Origin of the sequence: Ferribacterium limneticum, from assembly GCF_020510565.1 — a bacterium.
Classification (GTDB): domain Bacteria; phylum Pseudomonadota; class Gammaproteobacteria; order Burkholderiales; family Rhodocyclaceae; genus Azonexus; species Azonexus limneticus_B.
In genome coordinates this window covers 3,767,156-3,791,980 of sequence record NZ_CP075189.1, presented here as the reverse complement: position 1 = coordinate 3,791,980, position 24,825 = coordinate 3,767,156, and the positions used below count along the sequence as shown (strand labels likewise).

24 protein-coding genes are annotated in these 24,825 nt (G+C 62.2%); 15 read left to right on the top strand and 9 right to left on the bottom strand.

The features are described from left to right. Window positions 1–4: 4 nt before the first annotated feature. Together KI610_RS18175 and KI610_RS18170 are read right to left on the bottom strand one after the other, a co-directional pair. Window positions 5–922, bottom strand: coding sequence for a PP2C family protein-serine/threonine phosphatase (locus KI610_RS18175; protein WP_226496349.1), 918 nt, complete (start codon window positions 920–922; stop codon window positions 5–7). Further along, complete coding sequence (locus KI610_RS18170; protein ID WP_226496348.1) at window positions 919–1,866, bottom strand: serine/threonine protein kinase; 948 nt, start codon at window positions 1,864–1,866, stop codon at window positions 919–921. The genes KI610_RS18175 and KI610_RS18170 overlap by 4 nt, the downstream gene beginning before the upstream one ends. 76 nt (window positions 1,867–1,942) lie before the next feature. On the opposite strand from KI610_RS18170, the gene KI610_RS18165 reads away from it, so the two are divergent. From KI610_RS18165 to KI610_RS18140, 6 genes are all read left to right on the top strand, one after another. Further along, window positions 1,943–2,809, top strand: a complete 867-nt coding sequence (locus tag KI610_RS18165; protein ID WP_226496347.1) for a YicC/YloC family endoribonuclease — start codon at window positions 1,943–1,945, stop codon at window positions 2,807–2,809. Window positions 2,810–2,929: 120 nt separating this feature from the next. Beyond that, the gene (gene gmk / locus KI610_RS18160) at window positions 2,930–3,538 is read left to right on the top strand and encodes a guanylate kinase (protein WP_226496346.1); all 609 of its coding nucleotides are present in this window, start codon (window positions 2,930–2,932) and stop codon (window positions 3,536–3,538) included. A 14-nt stretch (window positions 3,539–3,552) separates the two neighbouring features. Beyond that, entirely contained in the window at window positions 3,553–3,759 is a 207-nt protein-coding gene (gene rpoZ / locus KI610_RS18155; RefSeq protein ID WP_226402481.1) for a DNA-directed RNA polymerase subunit omega, read from the top strand. 21 nt (window positions 3,760–3,780) lie between these two features. Next, window positions 3,781–5,934 (top strand): RelA/SpoT family protein, encoded by a 2,154-nt coding sequence (locus KI610_RS18150; RefSeq protein ID WP_226496345.1) that lies wholly within the window; start codon window positions 3,781–3,783, stop codon window positions 5,932–5,934. Next, window positions 5,931–7,184 (top strand): D-amino acid dehydrogenase, encoded by a 1,254-nt coding sequence (locus KI610_RS18145; RefSeq protein WP_226496344.1) that lies wholly within the window; start codon window positions 5,931–5,933, stop codon window positions 7,182–7,184. Before KI610_RS18150 ends, KI610_RS18145 begins: the two co-directional genes overlap by 4 nt. Then, window positions 7,178–7,951: a TatD family hydrolase gene (locus tag KI610_RS18140; RefSeq protein WP_226496343.1), complete on the top strand. Its 774-nt coding sequence runs from the start codon at window positions 7,178–7,180 to the stop codon at window positions 7,949–7,951. The genes KI610_RS18145 and KI610_RS18140 overlap by 7 nt, the downstream gene beginning before the upstream one ends. 15 nt (window positions 7,952–7,966) lie before the next feature. Here KI610_RS18140 and KI610_RS18135 read toward each other — a convergent pair whose 3' ends face one another. Beyond that, on the bottom strand, window positions 7,967–8,521 hold the full coding sequence (locus KI610_RS18135) for a hypothetical protein (protein ID WP_226496342.1): 555 nt from the start codon (window positions 8,519–8,521) through the stop codon (window positions 7,967–7,969). A 257-nt stretch (window positions 8,522–8,778) separates the two neighbouring features. Here KI610_RS18135 and KI610_RS18130 point away from each other — a divergent pair, with 257 nt between their 5' ends. The 5 genes from KI610_RS18130 (at window position 8,779) to KI610_RS18110 (ending at window position 13,994) form a co-directional block, all read left to right on the top strand. Beyond that, window positions 8,779–9,051, top strand: a complete 273-nt coding sequence (locus KI610_RS18130; RefSeq protein WP_226496341.1) for a chaperone NapD — start codon at window positions 8,779–8,781, stop codon at window positions 9,049–9,051. A gap of 1 nt (window position 9,052) precedes the next feature. Next, window positions 9,053–11,605 (top strand): nitrate reductase catalytic subunit NapA, encoded by a 2,553-nt coding sequence (napA, locus tag KI610_RS18125; RefSeq protein ID WP_404827428.1) that lies wholly within the window; start codon window positions 9,053–9,055, stop codon window positions 11,603–11,605. 80 nt (window positions 11,606–11,685) lie between these two features. Next, on the top strand, window positions 11,686–12,567 hold the full coding sequence (gene napG / locus KI610_RS18120; RefSeq protein WP_404827427.1) for a ferredoxin-type protein NapG: 882 nt from the start codon (window positions 11,686–11,688) through the stop codon (window positions 12,565–12,567). Next, window positions 12,564–13,469 carry a quinol dehydrogenase ferredoxin subunit NapH gene (napH, locus tag KI610_RS18115; protein WP_226496340.1) on the top strand — a complete coding sequence of 302 codons (906 nt, stop codon included), beginning with the start codon at window positions 12,564–12,566 and terminating at the stop codon, window positions 13,467–13,469. Before napG ends, napH begins: the two co-directional genes overlap by 4 nt. Window positions 13,470–13,499: 30 nt before the next feature. Continuing rightward, a complete protein-coding gene (locus tag KI610_RS18110) occupies window positions 13,500–13,994 on the top strand; it encodes a nitrate reductase cytochrome c-type subunit (RefSeq protein WP_226496339.1) in 495 nt (164 codons plus the stop codon). 132 nt (window positions 13,995–14,126) lie between these two features. On the opposite strand, the gene rpoH is transcribed toward KI610_RS18110, so the two are convergent. Then, entirely contained in the window at window positions 14,127–14,987 is an 861-nt protein-coding gene (rpoH, locus tag KI610_RS18105; RefSeq protein WP_226402464.1) for an RNA polymerase sigma factor RpoH, read from the bottom strand. A gap of 103 nt (window positions 14,988–15,090) precedes the next feature. Further along, window positions 15,091–16,797 carry a YbaL family putative K(+) efflux transporter gene (gene ybaL, locus KI610_RS18100; protein WP_226496338.1) on the bottom strand — a complete coding sequence of 569 codons (1,707 nt, stop codon included), beginning with the start codon at window positions 16,795–16,797 and terminating at the stop codon, window positions 15,091–15,093. Window positions 16,798–16,958: 161 nt separating this feature from the next. On the opposite strand from ybaL, the gene gluQRS reads away from it, so the two are divergent. Beyond that, window positions 16,959–17,870, top strand: a complete 912-nt coding sequence (gluQRS, locus tag KI610_RS18095; protein ID WP_404827426.1) for a tRNA glutamyl-Q(34) synthetase GluQRS — start codon at window positions 16,959–16,961, stop codon at window positions 17,868–17,870. Here gluQRS and clsB read toward each other — a convergent pair. From clsB to KI610_RS18075, 4 genes are read right to left on the bottom strand one after another with little or no spacing between them, the layout of a single operon-like run. Continuing rightward, window positions 17,851–19,044, bottom strand: coding sequence for a cardiolipin synthase ClsB (gene clsB, locus KI610_RS18090; RefSeq protein ID WP_226496337.1), 1,194 nt, complete (start codon window positions 19,042–19,044; stop codon window positions 17,851–17,853). The genes gluQRS and clsB overlap by 20 nt on opposite strands. After that, window positions 19,034–19,792: an endonuclease/exonuclease/phosphatase family protein gene (locus KI610_RS18085; protein WP_226496336.1), complete on the bottom strand. Its 759-nt coding sequence runs from the start codon at window positions 19,790–19,792 to the stop codon at window positions 19,034–19,036. Before KI610_RS18085 ends, clsB begins: the two co-directional genes overlap by 11 nt. 4 nt (window positions 19,793–19,796) lie before the next feature. Beyond that, entirely contained in the window at window positions 19,797–20,894 is a 1,098-nt protein-coding gene (nadA, locus tag KI610_RS18080) for a quinolinate synthase NadA (RefSeq protein WP_226496335.1), read from the bottom strand. Window positions 20,895–20,952: 58 nt separating this feature from the next. Then, window positions 20,953–21,405 carry a rhodanese-like domain-containing protein gene (locus KI610_RS18075; protein ID WP_226496334.1) on the bottom strand — a complete coding sequence of 151 codons (453 nt, stop codon included), beginning with the start codon at window positions 21,403–21,405 and terminating at the stop codon, window positions 20,953–20,955. A 47-nt stretch (window positions 21,406–21,452) separates the two neighbouring features. Between KI610_RS18075 and KI610_RS18070 the strand changes: the two genes are divergently transcribed. From KI610_RS18070 to KI610_RS18060, 3 genes are all read left to right on the top strand, one after another. Beyond that, window positions 21,453–22,625: a cation diffusion facilitator family transporter gene (locus KI610_RS18070; RefSeq protein ID WP_226496333.1), complete on the top strand. Its 1,173-nt coding sequence runs from the start codon at window positions 21,453–21,455 to the stop codon at window positions 22,623–22,625. 189 nt (window positions 22,626–22,814) lie between these two features. Further along, window positions 22,815–24,230 (top strand): type I glutamate--ammonia ligase, encoded by a 1,416-nt coding sequence (glnA, locus tag KI610_RS18065; RefSeq protein ID WP_226496332.1) that lies wholly within the window; start codon window positions 22,815–22,817, stop codon window positions 24,228–24,230. Between the two features lie 109 nt (window positions 24,231–24,339). Then, window positions 24,340–24,789, top strand: coding sequence for a DUF4124 domain-containing protein (locus KI610_RS18060; protein ID WP_226496331.1), 450 nt, complete (start codon window positions 24,340–24,342; stop codon window positions 24,787–24,789). The last annotated feature ends 36 nt before the right edge of the window (window positions 24,790–24,825 follow it).

Genomic DNA, 24,825 nt, shown 5'->3' with positions numbered 1-24,825 from the left:
TTCCTCATTTTTTCGGGGTGTATTTGTCGATGGCGGAGCGGATTTCCTCGATCGCCAGCTCGATTTCGTCGTCGCTGAGGTCGCTCTTGTAGGCCGGGTTGCGGCCGAATTCGTCGAGGCGCGTGGTGACTTCGTCCTGGGTCATTGTCTGGGTCGAAATGGCGCTGCTCGCCGTTTCGACGTAGGCGTCCTCCCAGCGCACGGCGACGACGGACAGGTTGTCGCCGTGGGCGCCGCCCTTGAGTTCGGCCTGATTGAGCAGCATCGGCACGACTTGCAGCAGGTTGGAGCCCTTCAGCGCGACAGCCATCATCTCGCCGGACATTTCGCCCCACAGGCCATCCGTGGCAAGCAGGACGACGTCGCCATGAGCGAGCGGCGTCTTGCGCGAAAACTCGATTTCCGGCGGATGCGGGCTGCCCAGGCAGCTGTAGATCTTGTTGCGGTCCGGATGAAAGACGGCCTGCGCTTCGGTGATCATGCCTTCCTCGACGAGCAGGCGGATGCGCGAATGATCCTTGGTCTGGGTGATGACCTTGCCTTCGCGGATCAGATAGAGCCGCGAATCGCCGGCATGCGCCCAGTAGGCGACGTTGTCCTGGACGATGCAGGCGACGCAGGTGGTGCGCGGCGTGTCCTTGAGGCGATGGCGGGCGGTGTAGTCGAGAATGGCGTGGTGGGCGTTGGTCATGCCCTTTTGCAGAAAGCGGAAGGGGTCGCCGAGCACCGGGCGCGCTTCGCGCTGGAATGCATCGGCCAGCGTCTGAACCGCAATCTGGGCGGCGATTTCACCGTAGTGATGCCCACCCATACCATCGGCAACGACCATCAACAGGGCATCGCGCGAGTAGCAATAGGTCGTCCGGTCCTCGTTGTTGGCGCGGCCACCCTGACGGCTTTCCTGATAAATGGTGAATCTCATTGCATCGGCTTCCTGAGTTTATCGACGAAGCGGCCAATCCAGCTCGGTGACGGCTTCGGGCGGGGTGGGGTGACGGTCTCGACGAGCGCCTTTTGCAGGGCAAAAACGCTTTGCGGACGGTAAAGATGGTTGAGGTTGAGGCACCAGTCGATGATCTCAAGCAGGCGGTCCGAGAACTGGCCGTCCCAGCGCATCATGGCCGGCGCCAGGGTGTCCTTCTTCATGCGCGCATCGGCGGCTTGCGGTGCGCTGCCGGCCAGGCAGGCATACATCGAGGCGCCGACGCTGTAGATGTCGCTCCATGGCCCTAGATCCTTGCGCGAACCGTAGTGCTCGGGCGAGGCGAAGCCGGGGGTGTACATCGGCTTGAGGATGGGCTGATCGGTAATCAAGGTCTGGCGGGCGGCGCCGAAGTCGATGAGGACCGGCGTGTTGTCGCCACGCAAATAAATGTTCGACGGCTTGAGGTCGAGATGCAGCAGCTTGTTCGAATGCACTTCGCGCAGGCCGTTGAGCATGCGGGTGAACACCCCGCGCATGAAGCGCTCGGAAATGTGCCCCTGATGTTTCTGGATGAATTCCTGCAGCGTCCGGCCGTGTTCGTACTCCATGACCATATAAACCGTATCGTTGGCGCGAAAAAAGTTCAAAACGCGGATCACGTTGGGGTGCGACAGGCGGGCCAGGGCGCGGCCTTCCTCGAAGAAGCACTTCATGCCGTAGCGAAAGGCGCCCAGGTGTTCGGCCGTAATGACCGGGTTGATATCCCCGCGCGTGCGCAGGGCCAGGCTGTTGGGCAGGTATTCCTTGATCGCGACCTGTCGCCCGGCCTGATCAGTCGCCAAATAGACAATAGAAAAGCCGCCGAGCGAAAGCTGGCGGTCTATTGTGTACTCTTCTAGCAGGTGGCCGTTCGGTAACGGCTGATTGGCTTGTTGCGCCATGGAGCTCGCGGTTATGATGCAATTTCAGGCATTTTCGGGCGTGTTGTCCGGACTGTAAAGCAAGGGATTCCCGATAATGATTTGTAGTATGACCGGTTATGCCGTTAAAACACGTGATTTAGAGCACGGAACGCTGCAACTCGAGCTAAAAAGCGTCAATTCACGCTATCTCGATTTTCATTTCCGCGTTGCCGAAGACCTCCGCGCGCTGGAAATTCCGCTGCGCGAATTGCTCGCCGCCCGCATCAATCGCGGCAAGGTTGAGTGCCGTCTCTCCTTCAATGCGGCGGCCGCCAAGGCCGACCAGCTCAAAATTAACGGTGAGCTGCTGGCCACGCTGAAGTCGCTCAACGAGCGTGTGCGCGGCGAAATGCCCGAGGCGACGCCGCTGTCGGTCAACGAAACCCTGCGCTGGCCCGGCATGTTCGGCGAACAAAACGTCGACTTCGCTGAGCTGAGTCCTGAAGTTATGGCCCTGGCGCGCGACGCGCTGGTCGATTTCACGGCAACCCGCGGCCGCGAAGGTGACAAGCTGGCCGAAACGATCATCGACCGCGTCAATGCCATGCGCGACATCGTTCGCCGCGTCGCCCCGCGCATTCCCGAAGCGCAGGCCATCTACACCGAAAAGCTGCGCCAGCGCCTGACCGAAGCGCTCGGCGGCGCCAGCGACGACCGCGTCCTGCAGGAAGTGGCCGTCTTCGCGACGCGTATCGATGTGGCCGAAGAGCTGGCACGTTTGACCACCCATCTCGATGAAGTCGAGCGTGTGCTCAAGCAGGGCGGCGCCTGCGGAAAACGCCTCGATTTCCTCATGCAGGAACTCAACCGCGAAGCCAATACGCTGGGCTCGAAGTCGGCGATTACCGAGGTTTCGCAGGCATCGATGGAACTCAAGCTGCTTATCGAGCAAATGCGCGAGCAGATTCAGAACCTGGAATAAATCGGGAGTAGCGGATTGACCTGCGGACGGCGCAGGCCAATTTCAATTTTGGCCGTTTTTTCCAGTTGACCGTAGCAAGTTGGTAATCCCGCAGCGGCGGGCGTTTTTCTGAGGTGTCCCATGGCCGGAAATCTTTATGTAGTGGCTGCACCGTCCGGTGCCGGCAAGACGACGCTGGTTCGCCTGCTGCTCGAGCAGGAGAAAACCGTCCAGCTCTCCATTTCCTACACGACGCGGGCGCCGCGCCCGGGTGAGGAAAACGGGCGCGAATATCATTTCGTCGACGCCACCGAATTCCAGGCGATGATCGCCCGCCAGGAATTCCTCGAGTGGGCCGAAGTGCACGGCAATTTCTACGGCACCTCGAAGAAATGGATCGCCGACGAATTGGCGGCTGATCGGGATGTCCTGCTCGAGATCGACTGGCAGGGCGCGCAGCAGGTGCGGGCCTTGTTCCCGCAGGCGATCGGTGTCTTCATTCTGCCGCCGTCGATGGAAGAATTGACCCGCCGCCTGACCGGCCGCGGCACCGACAGTGCTGACGTCATTTCCCGCCGTTTGGCCGCTGCGCAGGCCGAAATGCGCCATGTCGGGGAATTCGACTATGTTATTATTAACGACCAGTTGGCTCAGGCTCTGGATGATTTGCGTGCGGTTGTACGCGCCTCCCGCCTGAGTTTTGGGGCTCAGCGTGCCCGACACGCCGCCCTGTTTCAAAGAATGATCTGATTTTTGAGGTTCCCATGGCTCGCGTTACCGTTGATGACTGTCTGAAAAGAATTCCCAATCGCTTCATGATGACCCTGGCAGCCGCCCATCGCGCCCGTCAGCTGGCCAATGGCGCGACCCCGCTGGTCGACGGCGAAAAACACAAGCCGACCGTTGTCGCGCTCAAGGAAATGGGCGCCGGCAAGATCGGTCTGGAAGTGCTTAACCGCGGCCAGTCCTGAAAGCAGGGGCGGTGAAGACTGATGGGTTCCGTGCCGTCGCCTCTGCCGCCTTTTGATGAGGAACCCGCCTACCGGGTTTTCCTCGATAGTCTCGATTACCTTTCCCCGGCTGAACTAGAGAAAATCAAGGCGGCGTACGCTTACGCAGCCAAGGCGCACGCCAGTCAGCGGCGCATGTCGGGCGAGGCCTACATCACGCATCCGCTGGCTGTCGCCGGCGCCGTCGTCGAGTGGCGCATGGATGTCGACGCGATTGCCGCGGCGCTGCTCCACGATGTGCTCGAAGATACGGGGACCACCAAGCACGAGCTTGCCGAGAAATTCGGCAAGGAAGTCGCCGAGCTGGTCGATGGCCTGTCCAAGCTCGACAAGATGGAATTTGCCTCCTACCAGGAGGCGCAGGCCGAGAATTTCCGCAAGATGCTGATGGCCATGGCGCGCGATTTGCGCGTCGTGCTCATCAAGCTCGCCGACCGCCAGCACAATCTGGCGACGATGTCGGCCATGCGCGCCGACAAGCGTGCCCGCATCGCCCGCGAAACGCTGGAAATCTACGCCCCGATCGCCTTGCGGCTCGGCCTCAACAAACTTTACCGCGAGTTGCAGGACACCTCGTTCCGGCTCATCCACCCGCATCGCGCCGAGGTGCTGACCAAGGCGCTGACTACGGCGCATGGCAATCGCAAGGAACTGCTGACCCGGATTCTCGACGGCATCAACGACAAGCTGGCGCATGCCGGCCTCAAGGCCGAGGTGTTCGGTCGCGAGAAGAGCCTGTACTCGATTTTCCGCAAGATGAAGGACAAGCACCTGTCGTTTTCGCAGGTGCTCGACATCTACGGCTTCCGCGTCGTTGTCGACAACGTGCCGACCTGCTATCTGGCGCTCGGCGCGCTGCACAGCCTGTTCAAGCCGGTGCCTGGCAAGTTCAAGGACTACATCGCGATTCCCAAGGCCAATGGCTATCAGTCGCTGCACACAACGCTCATCGGGCCCTATGGCACGCCGGTCGAAGTGCAAATCCGCACGCGCGAAATGCACAACGTCGCGCAGGAAGGCGTCGCGGCGCACTGGCTGTACAAGGACATGGACGAGTCCAGTGCCGATCTGCAGATCAAGACGCACAAGTGGCTGCAGTCGCTGCTCGAGATGCAGACCAGCGATTCGGCCGAGTTCTTCGAAAACGTCAAGATCGATCTCTTCCCGGACGAAGTCTACGTCTTCACACCCAAGGGCAAGATCATGGCCATGCCACGCGGCGCGACGGTGGTCGACTTCGCCTACGCAGTGCACACCGACGTCGGCCACCACTGCTCGGCGGCTCGCGTCAATCACGAGCTGGCACCGCTGCGCACCGATCTGCGCAATGGCGACCTGGTCGAGATCATCACCTCGCCGCAGGCCAGCCCCAACCCGGTGTGGCTGACCTATGTGAAGACGGGCCGGGCACGCAGCAAGATCCGCCATTTCCTGCGCACCATGCAGAACGAGGAATCGGCCCGCCTCGGCGAGCGCCTGCTGCGCCAGGAGCTGCTGTCGCTCGGTGTCGTGCCGATTTCGATCCCGACGGCGGCCTGGGATCAGATGGTCAAGGCTGGTGGCCAGAAGAATATCGAAGAGGTCTATACCGAAATCGGCCTCGGCAAGCGTCTGCCTTCGGTCGTTGCCCGCCGCCTGCTGGCCCGCGAAGACATGACCAACGAGGTGCCGAGCGGCATGGCGCTGGCCATCCACGGCACCGAAGGCATGGCCATCCAGCTGGCGCGCTGCTGCCAGCCGATTCCCGGTGATCCGATCATCGGCTCGATCCGCAAGGGCAGCGGCCTGATCATTCACACGCATGATTGCCAGGCCATCCGCAAGTCGCGGTCGACCGAGCCGCAGAAATGGATCGATGTCGAATGGGAGCCGGAAGAAGGCAAGCTGTTCGAAATCCGCATCAACGTCGAGGTCAAGAATGCGCGCGGTGTGCTGGCCCAGGTGGCGTCGGCCATTGCCGAGGCTGGGTCGAATATCGAGCATGTTTCGATGGACGCCGACCCGGAACGCCTGTTTACCTCGCTGCGTTTCACCATTCAGGTCGCCCATCGCAACCATCTGGCGGCGGTCATGCGCGGCATGCGACACATCCCGGAAGTCACCCGTATTACCCGTGAAAGGGGAGGCGACACTTGAGGGTCCTCGTGCTGGGGGCGGGCGTTGTCGGTACAACGAGCGCGTGGTATCTCGCCCGTGCCGGGCATCAGGTGACGGTCATCGACCGTCAGCCGGCGGCCGCAGATGAAACAAGCTTTGCCAATGGCGGGCAGATTTCGGTTTCTCACGCCGAGCCGTGGGCCAATCCGCATGTTCTGACCCATCTGGTGAAATGGCTGGGCCGCGAAGATGCGCCCTTGCTCTGGCGCTGGCGGGCCGATCCGGCGCAACTGGAATGGGGTCTGCGCTTCCTCGGCGAATGCCTGCCCGGGCGGACCCGGCGCAACATTGCGGCGATTGTCGCGATGGCGTTGTACAGCCGTAGCCGCCTGCAGGCGCTGCGCCAGGAATTGGCGCTGGAGTACGACCACCTCGAGCGCGGCATTCTGCACATTTATACCGATCGTCAGGAGTTTTCGGCGGCGGTCGAGGCGGCGCAGTTGATGCGCCAGTTCGGGCTCGATCGTCTCACGGTCGACGCCGAAAAATGCCTGGAAATAGAACCGGCGCTGGCCGGCGCCAAGGCGCTGCTGGTCGGCGGCGACTATACGCGCTCCGACGAAACCGGCGACGCCAAGAAATTTACCTGTGCCCTGGCCGAGCGGGCGACGGCGCTTGGCGTCGATTTTCGCTTCGGCACGGCTATCGAACGCATTGCTGCCGGCGGCAGCCAGATCGCCGGCGTTGTCGCCCAGGGCAAGAACGGCGCTGAGTTGCTGACGGCGGACGCCTACGTTGTCGCGTTGAGCAGCTACTCGCCACAATTGCTCAAGCCGCTCGGCATCCGCCTGCCGATCTATCCGGCCAAGGGTTATTCGGCGACGCTGACGCTGGCTGAAGATAGCGTGGCGCCGATGGTTAGCGTCACCGACGACGAGTGCAAGCTGGTCTTTTCCCGCCTCGGCAACCGCCTGCGCATCGCCGGTACGGCCGAATTCAACGGCTACAACCTCGATCTCAATCCGGTCCGTTGCCAGGCGCTGATCACGCGCACCCGCCAGCTTTTCCCCGAACTCAAAACGCTCGGCGAGCCCGAGTTCTGGTGCGGCCTGCGCCCGGCGACGCCGTCGAACGTGCCGATCATCGGCCAGACGCGTTATGGCAACCTGTGGCTCAACACCGGCCACGGCACGCTGGGCTGGACGATGGCCTGCGGCTCGGCGGCCGCTCTGGCCGACCTGATGAGCGGCGCCCAGCCCGAACCGGATTTCCCCTTTCTGAAATGCTGATCGACACCCACTGCCATCTCGATGCGGCTGAATTCGATGCTGATCGGGACGCGGTGTATGCCGCCGCGACGGCGGCGGGGGTGGGGCGGATCGTGGTGCCGGGTGTCACGGTCAACCGGAAATTTCGGCCAAAATCGAAAATTGCCGACTACCCTGGCTGCCTTGAGGCTTACGGTATCCATCCGCTTTACGTCGACCAGTCCAGCCCGGAAGACCTGTCCCGGCTGCGCGACTGGCTCCAGCAGGCGCCGCCGGTTGCCGTCGGCGAGATCGGGCTGGATTTCTACGTAAGCGGCCTCGACATCGAGCGTCAGACCCACTTTTTCATCGAACAACTGAAGCTGGCTCGCGAGTTTGATTTGCCGGTACTGCTCCACGTCCGCCGGGCCATCGACCCGGTGCTCAAACAGTTGCGCCGGATCGGCGTGCGCGGCGGCATCGCCCATGCCTTCAACGGCAGTCGGCAGCAGGCCGATGAATTCATCAAACTCGGCTTCGCGCTCGGCTTCGGCGGGGCGATGACTTTCAGCGGCTCGACGCGCATCCGCGAACTGGCCCGCACGCTGCCGCTCGAATCGATTGTCCTCGAAACTGATGCGCCCGACATTCCGCCGGCCTGGCTCAACGGCGGCCGCAACGCGCCGGCCGAGTTGCCGCGCATCGCCGAGGTGCTGGCCGAATTGCGCGGAATCTCGCTGCCTGCGCTGGTGGCGCAGACGGCTGCCAATGCACGGGCCGTGCTGCCGGCCCTGCAAGCGGATATCTAGGCCGGCCGGCGCCGATTACTCGGCGACGACCAGGGGGCGGATCTCCGCATTGGCCTCGATCCTGGTGAGCCGGCCAGCGTCATCGAAAATTGCTTTGAATTCGCCCCGGCTACTCAGCCAGAAACGCCAGGTCTTGCTTTCCAGATCGGGATTCTCGTCGCTGACCGGGTAACCGACCGCCATGATGACCTGCTCGCGGGTCATGCCCTTGGTCAGGCGGGCGGTGCCAATGGCTTCCTGAATATTCCGGGGATAGGTGTTGAGTCTCTCGAGCGGATCCTGGACAACGACGTAACGCCGGGCAAACGTTTCGAGCGAAATGCTGCGGCTGTAATCGTTGCCGATGTCCTGCTTGCGTCCATTGATCACGACATGGACACGGTTCTTGCCGTAACCGTTCATGGTCAAAGGCGTTCCGGCAGGAATCATCGTCTTGCCTTGACCAACATAGTTGATGTCACTGATCCACGCGCCATCGGTGCGCATGTTGCAGCACAGGAAACCGGCCGTCTGGGCGGCGGCGCTTGCCGACGCGAGTGCGGCAAGGCAGAGCATCATGAAGCGTTTCAAGGTGTGTTTCCTCAAGGTCTGCAGTTGGGGGGGGCGAGCGCAATCCTAGCATTCTCCGGGGCCGCCATTGAAGCTGGGGCCGGGTGCCGTCGCGTCGCAAATGAATGGTCCGGCTGCCTTGGCTGGTGCGGCATTTGATCGCCGTCAACATTCCACCAAGAAGTTTAGGGGTATTTCCCCGATTTGATCTGCGCTAAAGAAGCGTCGTCTTATGGGCGTAGATTGCCCGAGCTGACACTTAACCGATGGGGCGTGGCATGGACATGAAAGTTTCCTCCGGCATCAATATTTCCAGCGTCATTCTCGGCGTTTTGCCCGCCGACACGGCGATGCTCAGCAAGAGCCTGCGCGAACTCGAGGGGGTCGAGGTCCATGCGGTTGGCGAAGATGGCCGGATGATCGTGACGATCGAATCCGGCGACGAAGACAACACCAGCAATATCTTTGAGGCGATACGCCAGATGCCGGGAGTGATCTCGGCCTCGCTGGTTTATCACCAGTACGAATCCGATCCAGATGAGGAGGCCTGAGATGATCGAAGTGAAACTTACCCGGCGTGATTTCATCAAGAGCAACGCAGTCGCGGCGGCCGCTACCGTCGCCGGCATCAGCGTGCCGAACGCCGTCATGGCGCAGCAGGCGGGCAAGGGCGATGGCGTGCGCTGGGACAAGGGCGTCTGCCGCTACTGCGGAACCGGTTGCGGCGTGCTGGTCGGCGTCAAGGAAGGGCGCATCGTGGCCACCCAGGGCGACCCGGATGCCCCGGTCAATCGCGGCCTGAACTGCATCAAGGGCTATTTCCTCTCGAAGATTCAATACGGTAAAGACCGCCTCATGTCGCCGATGCTGCGCATGAAGGACGGCAAGTACGACAAGAACGGCGACTTCAAGCCGATCACCTGGACGCAGGCTTTCGACATCATGGAGGAGAAGTGCAAGGCCGCGCTCAAGGAAGGCGGACCGCGCAATATCGCCATGTTCGGCTCCGGCCAGTGGACGGTGTGGGAAGGCTACGCCGCCGCCAAGCTCATGAAGGCCGGCTTCCGTACCAACAACCTCGATCCCAATGCCCGCCACTGCATGGCCTCGGCCGTTGCCGGCTTCATGCGCACCTTCGGCATCGACGAGCCGATGGGTTGCTATGACGACGCCGAGCACGCCGACGTTTTCGCGCTGTGGGGGTCGAACATGGCCGAGATGCACCCGATCCTGTGGTCGCGCATCACCGACCGCCGACTCAGCGCCAAGCACGTCAAGGTGCATGTGTTGTCCACCTTCAACCATCGCTCCTGCGAGCTGGCCGACAACACGCTGATCTTCAAGCCGCAGTCCGATCTGGCCATCCTCAACTACATCTGCAACCACATCATCCAGACCGGTGCGGTGAACAAGGAATTCGTCGCCAAACACGTCAAGTTCGCCAAGGGCGTGACTGACATCGGCTATGGCCTGCGCCCGAACCACCCGCTCGAAAAGGTGGCCATGAACAACGGCTACCCGGGCGAAGAAGGCAAGCCGAAGGGCAACCCGAACAACTCGACGCCGATGACTTTCGACGAGTTCGCCGCCTTCGTCTCCGAATACACGCTGGACAAGGCGCACGAGATTTCTGGCGTGCCGAAAGAGAATCTCGAAGCGCTGGCCAAGGCCTACGCTGACCCGAAGGTCAAGGTTGTTTCCTACTGGACCATGGGCTTCAACCAGCACACCCGCGGCACCTGGGTGAACAACATGATCTACAACGTGCACCTCTTGGTCGGCAAGATTTCCGAGCCGGGCAACGGGCCGTTCTCACTGACCGGCCAGCCGTCCGCCTGCGGAACGGCGCGCGAAGTGGGCACCTTCGCCCATCGCCTGCCGGCCGACATGGTGGTCATGAATCCCAAGCACCGCGAGCTGTCGGAAAAGCTCTGGAAGCTGCCGGCCGGGACCATTCCCGAGTGGATCGGCCTGCATGCCGTGGCCCAGAGCCGCGCCCTGAAGGACGGCAAGCTCGGCTTCTACTGGACGTCGACGACCAACAACATGCAGGCCGGGCCGAACGTCAATGACGAAATCTATCCGGGTTGGCGCAATCCCAAGGCTTTCGTCGTCGTCTCCGATGTCTACCCGACCGTCTCGGCCATGGCCTCCGACCTCATCCTGCCTTGCGCCATGTGGATGGAAAAGGAAGGTATGTACGGCAACGCCGAGCGGCGTGGCCAGATGTGGCGCCAGCAGGTCAAGGCGCCGGGCGAGGGCAAGTCCGACCTGTGGCAGTACCTCGAGTTTTCCAAGCGCTTCAAGATCGAAGAAGTCTGGCCGGCCGAGTTGCTCGACAAGAACCCGGAGTACAAGGGCAAGACCATGTACGACGTGCTATTCGCCAACGGCCAGGTCAACAAGTTCGGGCTGGACGAAGTCGCCAAGGTTAACGCCCACGGCATCAAGGACTACATGAACGACGAGTCCAAGGCCTTCGGCTTCTACGTGCAGAAAGGCCTGTTCGAGGAATACGCCTCGTTCGGTCGTGGCAAGGCGCACGATCTGGCCAACTTCGACGTCTACCACAAGGCGCGCGGCCTGCGCTGGCCGGTGGTCGATGGCAAGGAAACACTGTGGCGCTTCCGCGAGGGTTACGACACCTATGTGCCGAAGGGCGAGGGCGTGCGTTTCTACGGTTACCCGGACGGCAAGGCCATTGCCTTCGCGCTGCCCTATCAGCCGGCGGCCGAAATGCCCGATGCCGAATACGACCTGTGGCTATGCACCGGCCGCGTGCTCGAACACTGGCACACCGGCTCGATGACCCGGCGCGTGCCGGAGCTCTACAAGGCGATGCCCGATGCCGTGATCTACATGCACCCGGAAGATGCCAAGAAGCGTAGTCTGGCCCGTAACGACGTGGTCAAGGTGGCGACCCGGCGTGGCGAAATCCAGTTGCGGGTCGAAACGCGCGGCCGCAACAAACCGCCGCTCGGGCTGGTTTTCGTGCCCTTCTTCGACGAACATCGTCTGGTGAACAAGCTGACGCTGGATGCAACCTGTCCGATTTCGAAAGAGACTGATTACAAGAAGTGCGCGTGCAAGGTGGTCAAGGCCTGAGGGACTGACCGGAAGAGCAATCAGGGAGTGCCGAACGGGTGGGAGCGGGGCCCACCCGTGCCGGCTGAACTGAACAAGTGATGAAAGCGATGACAGAAAAGACCCCAAAAAGCGCGGCAGCCCGCCGCCAGTTCATTTTCGACTCGGCCAAGATGGTGTGTGGCGTGGGCATGCTCGGCCTCGGGCTTGGTTTGTACGCCAAGCAATCGAAGGCCTTGCCGGCGCTTGCCCTGCGCCCGCCCGGCGCCCTGCCGGAAGATGATTTCCTCGGCGCCTGCATCCGTTGCGGCATGTGCGTGCGCGACTGCCCGTACAACACGCTCGAACTGGCCAAGCCGGAAACACCGGTGGCGACTGGGACGCCGTTTTTCAATGCACGCAACATCCCGTGCGAGATGTGCGACGACATTCCGTGCATCAAGGCCTGCCCGACCGGCGCGCTGGATCACAGCCTGACCGACATCAACAAGGCGAAGATGGGCGTCGCAGTACTGATCGACCACGAAACCTGCCTCAATTTCCTCGGCCTGCGCTGCGACGTCTGTTATCGCGTCTGCCCGGTCATCGACAAGGCGATCACGCTCGACATGGTGCCCAACACGCGCACCGGTCGTCACGCCATGTTCCTGCCGACGGTGCATTCCGAGCACTGCACCGGTTGCGGCAAGTGCGAGAAATCCTGTGTCCTCGAAGAGGCGGCGATTCGCGTCCTGCCGCCCAAGCTGGCCAAGGGCGAGCTCGGCAAGCACTACCGTATCGGCTGGGACGAAAAATCGAAGGCCGGCCAGTCGCTGATCGACGAATCGAAAATGATGGACCTGCCCGACCGCCTGCCGGAGGGCGCCGTTCTGCCCGGTCACTACGATCCGGCCAGCGGTCACACCGAGTCCTTGCGCGGCATGCCCGGCAGCGAAGCGGGCGCCATCCCGAGCTTGCCACCCGGACTGGGGGGCAAGCCATGAGCGCCGTCCAGGGTAAACGTACCGGGGCCGAAGCGGTGGCCGAAAAAGGCTGGCTGCGGGCCCACAAATGGCTGATTCTGCGCCGCATTTCGCAGTTTTCCATTCTCGCCTTGTTCCTGGCTGGGCCGTGGTTTGGCCAGTGGATCGTCAAGGGCAATCTGGCTTACAGCTACACGCTGGGCTTCCTGCCGCTGACCGATCCCTACGTTGCCCTGCAATCGATGGTCACCGGGCATTTGCCGGAAACCCTCGGTCTGGTCGGCCTGGCCATCGTGCTGGTGTTTTATCTGCTGGTTGGCGGGCGGGTTTATTGCAGCTGGGTCTGTCCGGTCAATATCGTTACCGATGCGGCCGGCTGGTTGCGTGGCCGTCTTGGCATCAAGGGCAGCTCGCAATTGAGCCGCAGTACGCGCTACTGGATACTCGGCATGACCCTCGTCGGCTCGGCGCTGACCGGCGTTGTGCTCTGGGAGCTGATCAATCCGGTTTCCATGCTGCATCGAGGCCTGATTTTCGGCATGGGAATGGCGTGGACCGTGGTCCTTGTCGTTTTCCTGTTCGATCTGTTCGTGACCAGTCGCGGCTGGTGTGGCCGGCTTTGCCCGGTCGGCGCCTTTTACAGCCTGATCGGCCGGTGGAGTCCGGTCCGGGTTTCGGCGCCGGCGCGGGCCGCCTGCAACGACTGCATGGACTGTTTCGAAGTCTGCCCCGAACCGCAGGTCATCCGGCCGGCGCTGAAGGGTGAAGGCAAGGGCGTCGGCCCGGTCATTCTGAGTCCGAACTGCACCAATTGCGGTCGTTGCATTGATGTCTGCTCGAAGGAGGTCTTTACCTTCGGGGTACGGTTCAATAACCCGGTTTCCACTGCCCAGCCTGCGGTGACGCAGTCGGAAGCCCGCTGATTATCGAGTTCAAGAGGAGGAGCGCCCATCATGAAAACAACGCTGAAGACGAGATTTGCCATTCTGGCAGCCGCTGCTTGCTGGGCGCTTTCCGGTCCGCTCGCGCTGGCCCAGGACTCACCCAAGCCGATGCGGGGGGCGGACGTGAGTGCTGCCGATCAGGCGCCGGAAGCCAAGAAATACCTGGGCGGCAAACCGGGCGGCCAGGAAAAAGTGGCGCGCACCTACCGCGACCAGCCACCGGTCATTCCGCACGCCGTCGAGAATTTCGACGAAATCACCCTCGAAGAAAACCAGTGCCTGACCTGCCACAGCGCCGATACCTACAAGAAGAAAAAAGCGCCGAAGATCGGCGACAGCCATTTCCGTGATCGTGACGGCAAGGTCCTGCCGACCACCTCGTCGCTGCGCCACAACTGCACGCAATGCCACGTACCGCAGGTCGATGCGCCGCCGCTCGTCGAAAACGATTTCAAGGGCGATCTGGCTGAAGGGAAAACCGCCAAGGGCAAGAAAAAGAACTGAAGCAGCAATCAATAGCGAAAAAGGGAGCCGAGGCTCCCTTTTTTGCTGTCTGGCCGGTCTTTTCAGTTTCGTCGCTGATTGCTACGGTCAACCCGAAAAAGCGGCCAAAAATGAAATGTGCTATGCCGTCTTTCAGGCCTCAGCCAGCACGCCGCGCATTTTCTGCAGGGCCTTGACTTCGATCTGGCGAATCCGCTCGGCCGAAACATCGAACTCGGCGGCCAGGTCGTGCAGCGTGGCGGCTTCGCCTTCCGGCAGCCAGCGGGCTTCAACGATGCGGCGACTGCGCGGGTCGAGCGCGGCCAGCGCTTCGTGCAGACCTTCGTCGTGCAGGCGGGCGACGGCCTTGTTTTCGAGAACGCGGGTCGGTTCGTAGCGCGAGTCGGCCAGGTAATCGATCGGCGCAAAGGCCTCGTCGCCGTCGTCAGGATTGCCTTCGAGCGCGATGTCGCGGCCCGAGAGGCGGGTTTCCATCTCGACGACTTCGTCCTGCTTAACGCCCAGACGCGCTGCGACTTCAGCTGCTTGCGTGCCGTTCAGTGTATCGACGCCTTCGTAATCGCTCTTCAGGCTGCGCAGGTTGAAGAACAGCTTGCGCTGGGCCTTGGTGGTGGCCACCTTGACCAGACGCCAGTTCTTCAGGATGTACTCGTGAATCTCGGCCTTGATCCAGTGCATGGCAAACGACACCAGACGGACGCCACGCGTCGGGTCGAAGCGCTTGACGGCCTTCATGAGGCCGATATTGCCTTCTTGGATCAGGTCGGCATGCGGCAGGCCATAGCCGAGGTAACCGCGGGCAATGGAGATGACGAGGCGAAGGTGCGAAAGCACGAGCTGACGCGCCGCTTCCACATCGCCTTCGTTGTGGAAACGCTCGGCCAGCCGGATTTCCTCGGCCTCGGCCAGCATCGGATAACGGTTCGCCACCTGGATGTAGGCGTCGATGTTGCCGATTGCTGACGGGATGGGAAGTGTCAGGGCATGGGTCATAGCGTAATGTTCTCCTTCATTTACATCTATATATTAGCACTCGCTGCCTATGAGTGCTAAGGGGTGGAAAAAGTTTCCCGATGCGTGGCGTATTGGAAACAGCTCAGGCCGGCTCCAGCTGCCGGGAAAAGCGCTCCAGGACGTGGCCGGTCATGCCTTTGGCCAATTCTTCCTCGCCATAAAAAACAGTGCCCAGATTGTCTTTGCGCAGCATTTCCGACTCCGCCTCGCTGTGGGTGCGCAGGACAATTTCGATGTCCGGATTGAGGGTCCGTGCCGTGTCGACCATCTGCCGAACATTGATCGGGTCGGGGCTGGCGATGACCAGCATGGCCGCGTCGGCGATATGGGCCTGGATCAGGACGGAAGGCTCGCTGGCGTCGCCCGAGACGGCGGCAACGCCTTTGTTGCGCAGGCTTTCGACCAGTTCGCGGTTCTGCTCGGCGACCACGTAGGGAACCCCCTGGCGATCCAGCGCCTCGGCTATCCGGTGCCCGACCCGGCCGAAACCGACCAGCACCACCTGCTTTTCGAGAAACTTGCGCTCGGTGCTCATCGGCAGTTCGGCGTAGGGGTCGCCGCGTTGTTCGAGTTCGCGGGCGACAGCGGATTTGTCGAGAACCCAGCGGCGCAGCGGCTCGATGGCCGAGAACATCAACGGGTTGAGGGCAATCGAGCACAGTGCGCCGGCGAGGATGAGGCTCATCCCTTCGCTGCTCATCAGGCCGAGGGCCTGGCCCAGCCCGGCCAGAATGAAGGAAAACTCGCCGATCTGGGCGAGGCTGGCGGCGACGGTCAGCGCCGTGTTGAGCGGGTATCTGAGGGCGAGCACCAGCCCCATGGCGGCCAGCGTTTTGCCGACCATGATGATGGCGACGACGCCGAGAACCTGCCAGGGCTTGTCGACCAGGATCGATGGCTGGAAGAGCATGCCGACCGAGACGAAGAAGAGCACGGAGAATGCATCGCGCAGGGGCAGGGATTCTTCGGCGGCGCGATGGCTGAACTCGGATTCGCGCATGACCATGCCGGCGAAGAAGGCGCCGAGTGCAAACGACACGCTGAACAACTGGGCCGCGCCGTAGGCGATGCCGATGGCGGCGGCAACGACGGACAGCGTGAACAGCTCGCGCGAGCCGGTGGCGGCGATGTGCCAGAGCAGCCAGGGGATGAGCTTGCGGCCGACGAGCATCATGAGGCCGATGAAGGCACAGACCTCGAGTAGCGTCCGGGCGATGGTGATCCACAGTGCCTGGTCGCCAACGGTGGCCGACGCGTTGCCGCCGAGAATGCCGGCCAGCGGCGGCAACAGGACGAGGACGAGCACCGTGGCCAGATCTTCGACGATCAGCCAGCCGACCGCGATCCGGCCGTTCATGCTGTCGAGAACCCCCCTAGCCTCCAGCGCCTTGAGCAGCACGACGGTGCTGGCGCAGGACAGCGAGAGGCCGAAGAGCAGGCCATGCCCCCATTCCCAGCCCCAGCCCCAGGCCACGGCCATGCCGAGCAGGGTGGCGCAGGCCATCTGGACGACGGCGCCGGGGACGGCGATGCGCTTGACAGCCATGAGGTCGCCCAGCGAAAAATGCAGGCCGACGCCGAACATGAGCAGCATCACGCCGATTTCGGAGAGCTGGGCGGCGATACTCATGTCGGCGACAAAGCCCGGCGTGGTCGGGCCGATCAGGATGCCGGCGGCGAGATAGCCGACCAGTGCGGGAATCTTCATGCGTTCGGCGGCAAAGCCGAGGATCAGGGCGATGCCGAAGCCGGCAGCGAGCGTGGTGATCAGGGGAATGTTGTGGTCCATGGGGGCCTTGGTGAATCGATTGTTTGCTTTTACCGGACGGTCTCCTTTCGGACAAGCAGGGCGGCCCGAAGATTCCCTGCGGAAAAGCCAAGCGCTTCAATCCTTGGCCAATGGCTTGGTATAGTCGCTAACCGGATTCGCTCCTGCCATCGCTCAAAATCGTGTCCACCAACCCCTATCGCGGCCGTTTCGCCCCATCGCCCACCGGCCCGCTGCACTTCGGCTCACTGGTTGCCGCCGTTGGCAGCTACCTCGATGCCCGCACGCAGGGTGGCGAATGGCTGGTGCGCATGGAGGATGTCGATACGCCGCGCAACGTGGCGGGGGCGGCCGATGCCATCCTGAAAACGCTGGCGGCTTTCGGCTTTGAATGGGATGGGCCGGTGTTGTATCAGAGCAGCCGATTCGAGGCTTACGCGTCTGCGCTGGCGCAATTGCGGCGCTCCGGTCTGGCCTACGGCTGCGCCTGCTCGCGCAAGGAAATTGCCGATTCGGCAACGCGCCCGGCGGTGGATGGCGGGCTGGCCTATCCCGGTACTTGTCGGGCCGGCTTGCCGGCGGGGCGGGAGGCTCGGGCCTGGCGGTTACGCGTCAATGATGACGAAATCGCCTTCGTTGATCGCCTGCAGGGACGCGTCGCCCAGCATCTCGAAAGCGACGTCGGCGACTTCGTGCTGCGTCGGGCCGATGGCTTGTTCGCCTACCAACTGGCGGTCACGGTCGATGACGATTTTCAGCAAATTTCGCAAGTCGTGCGCGGCGCCGATCTGCTCGCTTCGACGCCGCGCCAGATCTGGCTGCAACGCTGTCTGGGTTTTGCCACGCCGAGCTACGCCCATCTGCCGGTGGCGGCCAATGCGGCTGGCGAGAAGCTGTCAAAGCAGACGCTGGCCCGCCCTTTGGCGAGTGAGATCGCGGCGGCCGAGCTGGTTCGGGCCTTGGATTTTCTCGGTCAGGCCGTGCCGGCCGAACTGGCCCGGGCGACGGTGGCTGAGGTCTGGGCCTGGGGGCTGGCGAACTGGTCGTTCGCCGCGATTCCGCGGCAACCGGCGATCATCGTTCCTCTGGCTTAGTTTCCTCGCTCTGCCAGTGGCGCTGGCTGTAGCCGGCGATGCCGACCATGGCGCGGACCAGCCCGTAGGCCAGCCAGCGCAGAAAGCGCGAGTGGATGGGCTGGCGCGACAGTTCTTCGGCGAGCAGTTCGCGGGCGCCGATGGCCATGGCACTCCGGAGGCTGGCTTCGAGTTCGCCGGCAAACCCGGCGTCGCGCACGACGAGATTGGCTTCCTTGGCCAGGAGCAGGCTGAAGGGGTCGATGTTCGATGAGCCGACGGTGGCCCACTCGCCGTCGATGACGGCGACCTTGGCGTGCATGAAACTCTTTTCATACTCGAAGATGCGGATGCCGGCGGCCAGTGCGGTGGCGTACAGGGTCTGGGTGGCGTAGCGGAATAGCTGGTGGTCGCTCTTGCCTTGCAGTAGCACGGTGATGCGCACGCCGCGCTGGGCCGCAGCATAGAGCGCGCGGCCGAAGCGCAGGCCGGGCAGGAAGTAGGCGTTGGCGATCAGGATGTCGTGTTTGGCGTTGTCGATGGCGTCGAGATAGGCGTGCAGGATGTCATTGCGGTGCCGGATGTTGTCGCGGATCAGGAAAGCCGCGTTCTGGTCGCCGGCGGCCGCGCAGCAGGGATCGGCCACCGGGGCGAGGCGGAAACGTCGCTTGAAATTGACCCACGACACGGTTTCCCACATCCGGCGCACGGCGTGATGCACCTGGCGGAGGACCGGCCCTTCGACGCGCACGGCGTAGTCGTAGTGCGGGCGCATGTCGAACGGCGCGTTGTTGTCGTCGATGACGTTGATGCCGCCGACGAAGGCGACGCGTGCGTCGATGACGACCAGCTTGCGGTGGAGGCGGCGCAAGCGGTGGCGCTTGAAGTGGAAGCGGCCGATTTCGGGCCGGTAGAACATGGCGCGGACACCTGCCACGGTCAACCGGGAAAAGAAGTCGAATTTGAAATTGCGTGCCCCGAAGCCGTCGACCGTGACATTGACCTGGACGCCGCGCTCGGCCGCCCGGCACAGGGCGTTGGCCACCTGATGACCAATTACGTCGTCGGCGAAGATGTAGCTTTCAAGGTAGATCTCGACTTCGGCCGCGTCGATGGCGGCGAGCAGCGCGGGAAAATAATCTTCGCCCGAGTTGAGCAGAGTGAGCCGGTTTCCCGGCACAAACTCAGCGGCCATGCCGGGTCAGGTGAGCCGACAGCGCGGCGTGATCGGAAATGGCCGACCACGGCATGCCGTGATGGACTTCGGTACGCTTGACGTCGAAGCCGCGCACGTAGATGCGGTCGAGGCGGAACATCGGCATGGCGGCCGGAAAGCTGCACACCGGCTTGCCGGCCGGGCCGCTGAACACCTCTTGCAGGCCGAGGCGGCGCGTCAGGTTTTCGCCAACCCGGTTGCGCCAGTCATTGAAGTCGCCGGCGACGATGAGCGGTGCATTCGGTTCGGCCAGGCTGTCGAGGTAATCGGCCAGCGCCGCCATCTGCTTGCGCCGCGAATAGCCGAACAGCGACAGGTGCACGCAGACGCAATGCGCGGCCGGGCCTTCCGGCAGTTCGATCCGGCAATGCAGCATGCCGCGTTTCTCGAACTGCAGGTGGGTAACGTCCTGGTTGTGGGTATGCAGGATGGGGAAACGCGAGAGGATGGCGTTGCCGTGGTGGCCGTGGTCGTAGAGCATGTTGCGACCGTAGGCCGAGGCCGCCCAGACGTCTTCGGCGAGGAACTCGTGCTGCGGCGAGTCGGGCCAGTCGTCGTGGTTCTCGGCATGGCCGAGGTGCAGCCCCTGGACTTCCTGCAAAAACACGATGTCCGGGTTCAGACCGCGCAGGCGCTCGCGTAGTTCATGCACCATCATCCGCCGATTGAATTGCGAAAAGCCCTTGTGGATGTTGTAGGTGGTGATGTGCAGCGCGGGCTGGGTCATGGGTTCAGGAGATCGCCAGCATGCGGTCGAGGGCCAGTTTGGCCAGCGTCGCTTCGTGGGCCGGCACGGAAATCTGGTTGACCACTTTGCCGTCGACCAGATTTTCCAGCGTCCACGCCAAGTGCTGCGGGTCGATGCGCTGCATGGTCGAGCACATGCAGATGGTGGTCGCCATGAACTGGACGATCTTGTTCTGCGGCAAAACCTCCTTGGCCAGGCGGTCGACCAGGTTCAGTTCGGTGCCGACCAGCCAGCGCGTGCCTTCCGGCGCTTCCTTGATGGTCTTGACGATGTGTTCGGTCGAGCCGACGTAATCGGAAGCGGCGCAGACTTCGAAGTTGCATTCGGGGTGGGCGATGACCTTGCCTTCCGGGTACTTGGCGCGGAAGGCGTCGATGTGCGATTTCTGGAACATCTGGTGCACCGAGCAATGGCCTTTCCAAAGGAGGATTTTGGCCTTCTTGATCTGGGCCGGCGTCAGGCCGCCGAGTTCGAGATCGGGGTCCCAGACGACCATTTCGTCCATGGCGATGCCCATGTTGTGGCCGGTCCACCGACCGAGGTGCTGGTCGGGGAAGAACAGCACTTTGGGGCGACGCTCGAAGGCCCATTTGGCAATGGTGCCGGCGTTCGATGAGGTGCATACGATGCCGCCGTGTTCGCCGCAGAAGGCTTTCAAATCAGCAGCCGAGTTGATGTAGGTGACGGGGGTGACTTCTTCTTCGGCGTTGAGCACCTCGTTGAGTTCGCGCCAGCAGCGCTCGACCTTGGCCAGGTTGGCCATGTCGGCCATCGAGCAGCCAGCCGCGAGGTCAGGCAGGATGGCTTTCTGGTGCGGGGCGGTCATGATGTCGGCGACTTCGGCCATAAAGTGCACGCCGCAGAAGATGACGAATTCCGAATCGGTCTGCGAGGCCAGGCGCGACAGCTTGAGCGAATCGCCGGTCAGGTCGGCGTATTGATAGACGTCGGCGCGCTGGTAGTGATGGCAGAGGATGACGGCCCGCTTGCCGAGCTTGGCCCGGGCGATACGGATGCGCTCATGGCAGGCCTCGTCGGAGAGACGGTTGAAGGGGTCGAAGGCGATGGTGGCTGTTTGCATGCTGTTCTCTGAATCTGGCCATTTCATTTTTGGCCGTTTTTTCCGGTTGACCGTGGGATTATCCCTGAATCCAGGGCAGTCCGGTCTTGCGCCAGCCACCGATGGTGTTGCGATGCCCGTTGGCATCCTTGTCGCCCTCGAAACCTTCGAGGATGTTGAAGCAGGCGTTGTAGCCGGCTTCGGTGGCGGCCGTGGCGGCGGCGACCGAGCGCACGCCGCTGCGGCAGAGGAACATGACCAGCGCTTCGGGATCGACCTGGCGCTTGAGTTCGGCCACGAAGTTCGGGTTGCGCACGCCGCCCGGGTATTGGTTCCACTCGATCTCGACCGCCCCGGCGACCCGGCCAACCCAGTCCCACTCGGCGCGAGTCCGGACATCGACGATTTTGGCGCCGGGCGCCAGGCGCAACAAGTCGCTCGCCTCCTGCGGTGTCAGCTCGCCCTGATAGGCGCGGCCAAGGGCTTGGCCGCGAGCCTGGGCCAGACTGAGTATCTCGGTTAACTTTCCCATGATGTCCAACTGCTAAAATTGCACGTTAATAGTATAGGGCAGACATCATGGGACTTGAGCATCACCTCGCCGTCTCCGCTACCCCGGCCGAGCGCTCGGCCGCGGCGCAGAAGGCGACCTGGGTCAGCGTCGCCGTCAACCTGGTGATGACCGTCGCCCAGCTCGTCGTTGGCTGGTTGGCCCACTCGCAGTCGCTGGTTGCGCACGGATTGCACTCGTTCTCTGACCTGCTCTCGGATTTTCTCGTCATCTACGCCAGCCGGCAGAGCGCCCAGCCGGCTGATCGGTCCCATCCCTACGGCCACGCCCGCGTCGAAACTGCCGCAACGCTGGCGCTTGGAACCTCGTTGGTCTTGATCGGTGGCGGCATACTGTGGGAATCCGGCATGCGTCTCCAGCATGTCGAGGCCCTGCCGACCGTCGAGCTCGCCGCCTTCTGGGTGGCGGTGGCCACGGTGATTTCCAAGGAGGCCTTGTATCGCTACCTGATACGGGTTGCCGAAAAGCTGCGCTCACAACTACTCATCGGCAATGCCCTGCACACGCGAGCCGATGCGGCGTCGGCGCTGGTCGTCGTGGTCGGCATTGGCGGTGCGCTGCTCGGCTGGTCCTTTCTCGACCTGCTGGCCGCGGCGCTGATGGGTTTCATGATCCTGCACATGGGGGGGCGTCTGGCCTGGGGCGCCATCAAGGAACTGATCGATACCGGGCTCGACGACGCCCAGGTCGAGGCCATCCGGCAGACCCTGCTGGCGACGCCGGGCGTGCGCGACCTGCACCAACTGCGGACCCGGCGCATGGCCCATCAGGCGCTGGTCGACACGCATGTCCAGGTTGATTCGCGGATCAGCGTCTCGGAAGGCCATCGCATTGCCGAATCTGCCCGCGCCAGAGTCCTGCGCGAACATCCCGAGGTGCTTGATGTGCTCGTGCACATCGACCCGGAAGACGACATGGACCCGGATACCTACGCGATCCGATTGCCGGCGCGGGATGCCTTGCTCAGCGAACTGCAACCATTGCTGGCCGGCCTGCCCGAGCCGGAAAAAATCGTGCTGCACTATCTGAAAGGCCGGATCGAGGCGGAGGTCTTCTACAGTTCCGCCCTGTTCGAAAATGGCGAGGCACTACGGCAGGCCGAGATTCTCCTGATCGACCGTCTGAAAACGCACCCGCTGATTCGTCGGATATCACTGAACTGTCTTGTTGCACCAAAATAGTGCCGTATTTTTACTGCTTGGCACAATTGTGGTGCGCAAATTCTTTGCTTAAACCCTGCATCTCATTGTGGCAAAATGCAAAGATTACTCGTCGGCGTTTGGCATGCTTTCTGCTAAATGAACCGGGTTACAAATTTTTGATTGTCGCCGGATCGCCCGGCAACTTGTTTTCTTAGGAGATTAAGGCATATGGCAACCCCGCAAGACGTGCTCAAGATGATCAAGGAAAACGACGCCAAGTTCGTCGATTTCCGTTTCACCGATACCCGTGGCAAGGAACAGCACGTCACCGTGCCGGTTTCTGCCTTCAGCGAAGACAAGTTCGAAAACGGTCATGCTTTCGACGGCTCCTCGATTGCCGGCTGGAAGGGCATTCAAGCCTCCGACATGCAGCTGAATCCGGATCCGGCAACTGCCTACATCGACCCGTTCTTCGACGAAACCACCGTTGTCCTGACCTGTGACGTGATCGATCCGACCGATGGTCGTGGTTACGACCGCGACCCGCGCTCCATCGCCAAGCGCGCTGAGGCCTATCTGAAGTCCTCCGGTATCGGCGACACCGCCTACTTCGGTCCGGAACCCGAATTCTTCATCTTCGACGGCGTCGAGTGGAATGTCGACATGTCCGGCTGCTCCCTGAAGATACATTCTGCCGAAGCAGCTTGGGGTTCGGGCGAGAAGAACGACGGCTCCGGCTCCACCGGCCACCGTCCGACCGTCAAGGGCGGCTACTTCCCGGTTCCCCCGGTCGACAGCCTGCACGACATCCGTTCGGCCATGGTCCTGACCCTGGAAGCCCTCGGCTGCCCGGTTGAAGTTCACCACCACGAAGTCGCTACTGCCGGTCAGTGCGAAATCGGTACCGTGTTCAACACCCTGGTCAAGCGTGCCGACCAGACCCAGATCCTGAAGTACGTTGTGCACAATGTTGCCCACCAGTACGGCAAGACCGCCACCTTCATGCCGAAGCCCATCGTTGGCGACAACGGTTCCGGCATGCACGTTCACCAGTCCATCTGGAAGGACGGCAAGAACCTGTTCGCCGGCGACGGCTATGCTGGTCTGTCCGAACTGGCCCTGTTCTACATTGGCGGCATCATCAAGCACGCCAAGGCCCTGAACGCCATCACCAACCCGGGTACCAACTCCTACAAGCGTCTGGTCCCGCACTACGAAGCGCCGGTCAAGCTGGCTTACTCCGCCAAGAACCGTTCGGCTTCGATCCGCATTCCGTACGTTGCCTCGACCAAGGCTCGTCGTATCGAGACCCGCTTCCCGGATCCGATCGCCAACCCGTACCTGTGCTTCGCCGCGCTGCTGATGGCCGGCCTGGATGGTATCCAGAACAAGATTCACCCGGGCGACCCGGCTTCCAAGAACCTGTACGACCTGCCGCCGGAAGAAGATGCAGCCATCCCGACCGTCTGCGCTTCCCTCGAAGAAGCCCTGGCATCGCTGAAGGCTGACCATGAGTTCCTGACCCGTGGCGGCGTCTTCTCCAACGACTGGATCGATGCCTACATCGACCTGAAGATGGACGAAGTGAACAAGGTTCGCATGACGACCCACCCGGTCGAGTTCGATCTGTACTACTCCTGCTAATCAGCCGGATACGCAAAGAGGGCGGGATTTCCCGCCCTTTTTTTGTTTACTTTTTCCTGGCTCGGCCGTTAAGTCCGGTACACTCAAATAATTGACAGGAATATTGACGATGATGCGCAGTCCGCTTGCTCTGCTTGTCGCTTTGTTGCCGCTCTCGGTTTCGGCCCAGACGATCTACAAATGTGTCGATGTCAATGGCAATACGACTTATGCCAGTGCCCGGATCGACAAGAATTGCAAGGTGATTTCCAGCGGACCGGAAAATGCCATGCCGGCGCCACCCCGGGCAAAGCCGGCAGGGGCTGCAGCCAATCCGTCTCCTGCGGGCTTTCCTCGCGTACAGGAAGACACCCAGAGGGCGCGCGACGGCGATCGTCGCCACATTCTCGAGCAGGAACTGGCTGGCGAGCAGCGCAACCTTGAGCAGGCACGCAAGGATCTGTCCGAGCAGCAGGCGGCCGGTTCGAGTAGTGACCGGCTAGCACCCTACCGCGACCGCGTCGGGCAACATGAGCGCAATATCCAGGCGATCCAGAAGGAACTGGGGAATTTGAAGTAGCTGTCAGCTATCAGGATTGAGCTGTCAGGGGAGGTT

Coding starts and splice junctions, on each gene's coding strand:
- napH (WP_226496340.1), top strand. CDS start 12,564: ATGAGCGCCGTCCAGGGTAAACGTACCGGGGCCGAAGCGGTGGCCGAA.
- clsB (WP_226496337.1), bottom strand. CDS start 19,044: ATGGCCGCTGAGTTTGTGCCGGGAAACCGGCTCACTCTGCTCAACTCG.
- KI610_RS18110 (WP_226496339.1), top strand. CDS start 13,500: ATGAAAACAACGCTGAAGACGAGATTTGCCATTCTGGCAGCCGCTGCT.
- KI610_RS18085 (WP_226496336.1), bottom strand. CDS start 19,792: ATGACCCAGCCCGCGCTGCACATCACCACCTACAACATCCACAAGGGC.
- napA (WP_404827428.1), top strand. CDS start 9,053: ATGATCGAAGTGAAACTTACCCGGCGTGATTTCATCAAGAGCAACGCA.
- KI610_RS18170 (WP_226496348.1), bottom strand. CDS start 1,866: ATGGCGCAACAAGCCAATCAGCCGTTACCGAACGGCCACCTGCTAGAA.
- KI610_RS18070 (WP_226496333.1), top strand. CDS start 21,453: ATGGGACTTGAGCATCACCTCGCCGTCTCCGCTACCCCGGCCGAGCGC.
- KI610_RS18130 (WP_226496341.1), top strand. CDS start 8,779: ATGGACATGAAAGTTTCCTCCGGCATCAATATTTCCAGCGTCATTCTC.
- ybaL (WP_226496338.1), bottom strand. CDS start 16,797: ATGGACCACAACATTCCCCTGATCACCACGCTCGCTGCCGGCTTCGGC.
- napG (WP_404827427.1), top strand. CDS start 11,686: ATGAAAGCGATGACAGAAAAGACCCCAAAAAGCGCGGCAGCCCGCCGC.
- KI610_RS18140 (WP_226496343.1), top strand. CDS start 7,178: ATGCTGATCGACACCCACTGCCATCTCGATGCGGCTGAATTCGATGCT.
- gmk (WP_226496346.1), top strand. CDS start 2,930: ATGGCCGGAAATCTTTATGTAGTGGCTGCACCGTCCGGTGCCGGCAAG.
- KI610_RS18175 (WP_226496349.1), bottom strand. CDS start 922: ATGAGATTCACCATTTATCAGGAAAGCCGTCAGGGTGGCCGCGCCAAC.
- rpoZ (WP_226402481.1), top strand. CDS start 3,553: ATGGCTCGCGTTACCGTTGATGACTGTCTGAAAAGAATTCCCAATCGC.
- KI610_RS18165 (WP_226496347.1), top strand. CDS start 1,943: ATGATTTGTAGTATGACCGGTTATGCCGTTAAAACACGTGATTTAGAG.
- KI610_RS18075 (WP_226496334.1), bottom strand. CDS start 21,405: ATGGGAAAGTTAACCGAGATACTCAGTCTGGCCCAGGCTCGCGGCCAA.
- glnA (WP_226496332.1), top strand. CDS start 22,815: ATGGCAACCCCGCAAGACGTGCTCAAGATGATCAAGGAAAACGACGCC.
- KI610_RS18060 (WP_226496331.1), top strand. CDS start 24,340: ATGATGCGCAGTCCGCTTGCTCTGCTTGTCGCTTTGTTGCCGCTCTCG.
- rpoH (WP_226402464.1), bottom strand. CDS start 14,987: ATGACCCATGCCCTGACACTTCCCATCCCGTCAGCAATCGGCAACATC.
- nadA (WP_226496335.1), bottom strand. CDS start 20,894: ATGCAAACAGCCACCATCGCCTTCGACCCCTTCAACCGTCTCTCCGAC.
- KI610_RS18150 (WP_226496345.1), top strand. CDS start 3,781: ATGGGTTCCGTGCCGTCGCCTCTGCCGCCTTTTGATGAGGAACCCGCC.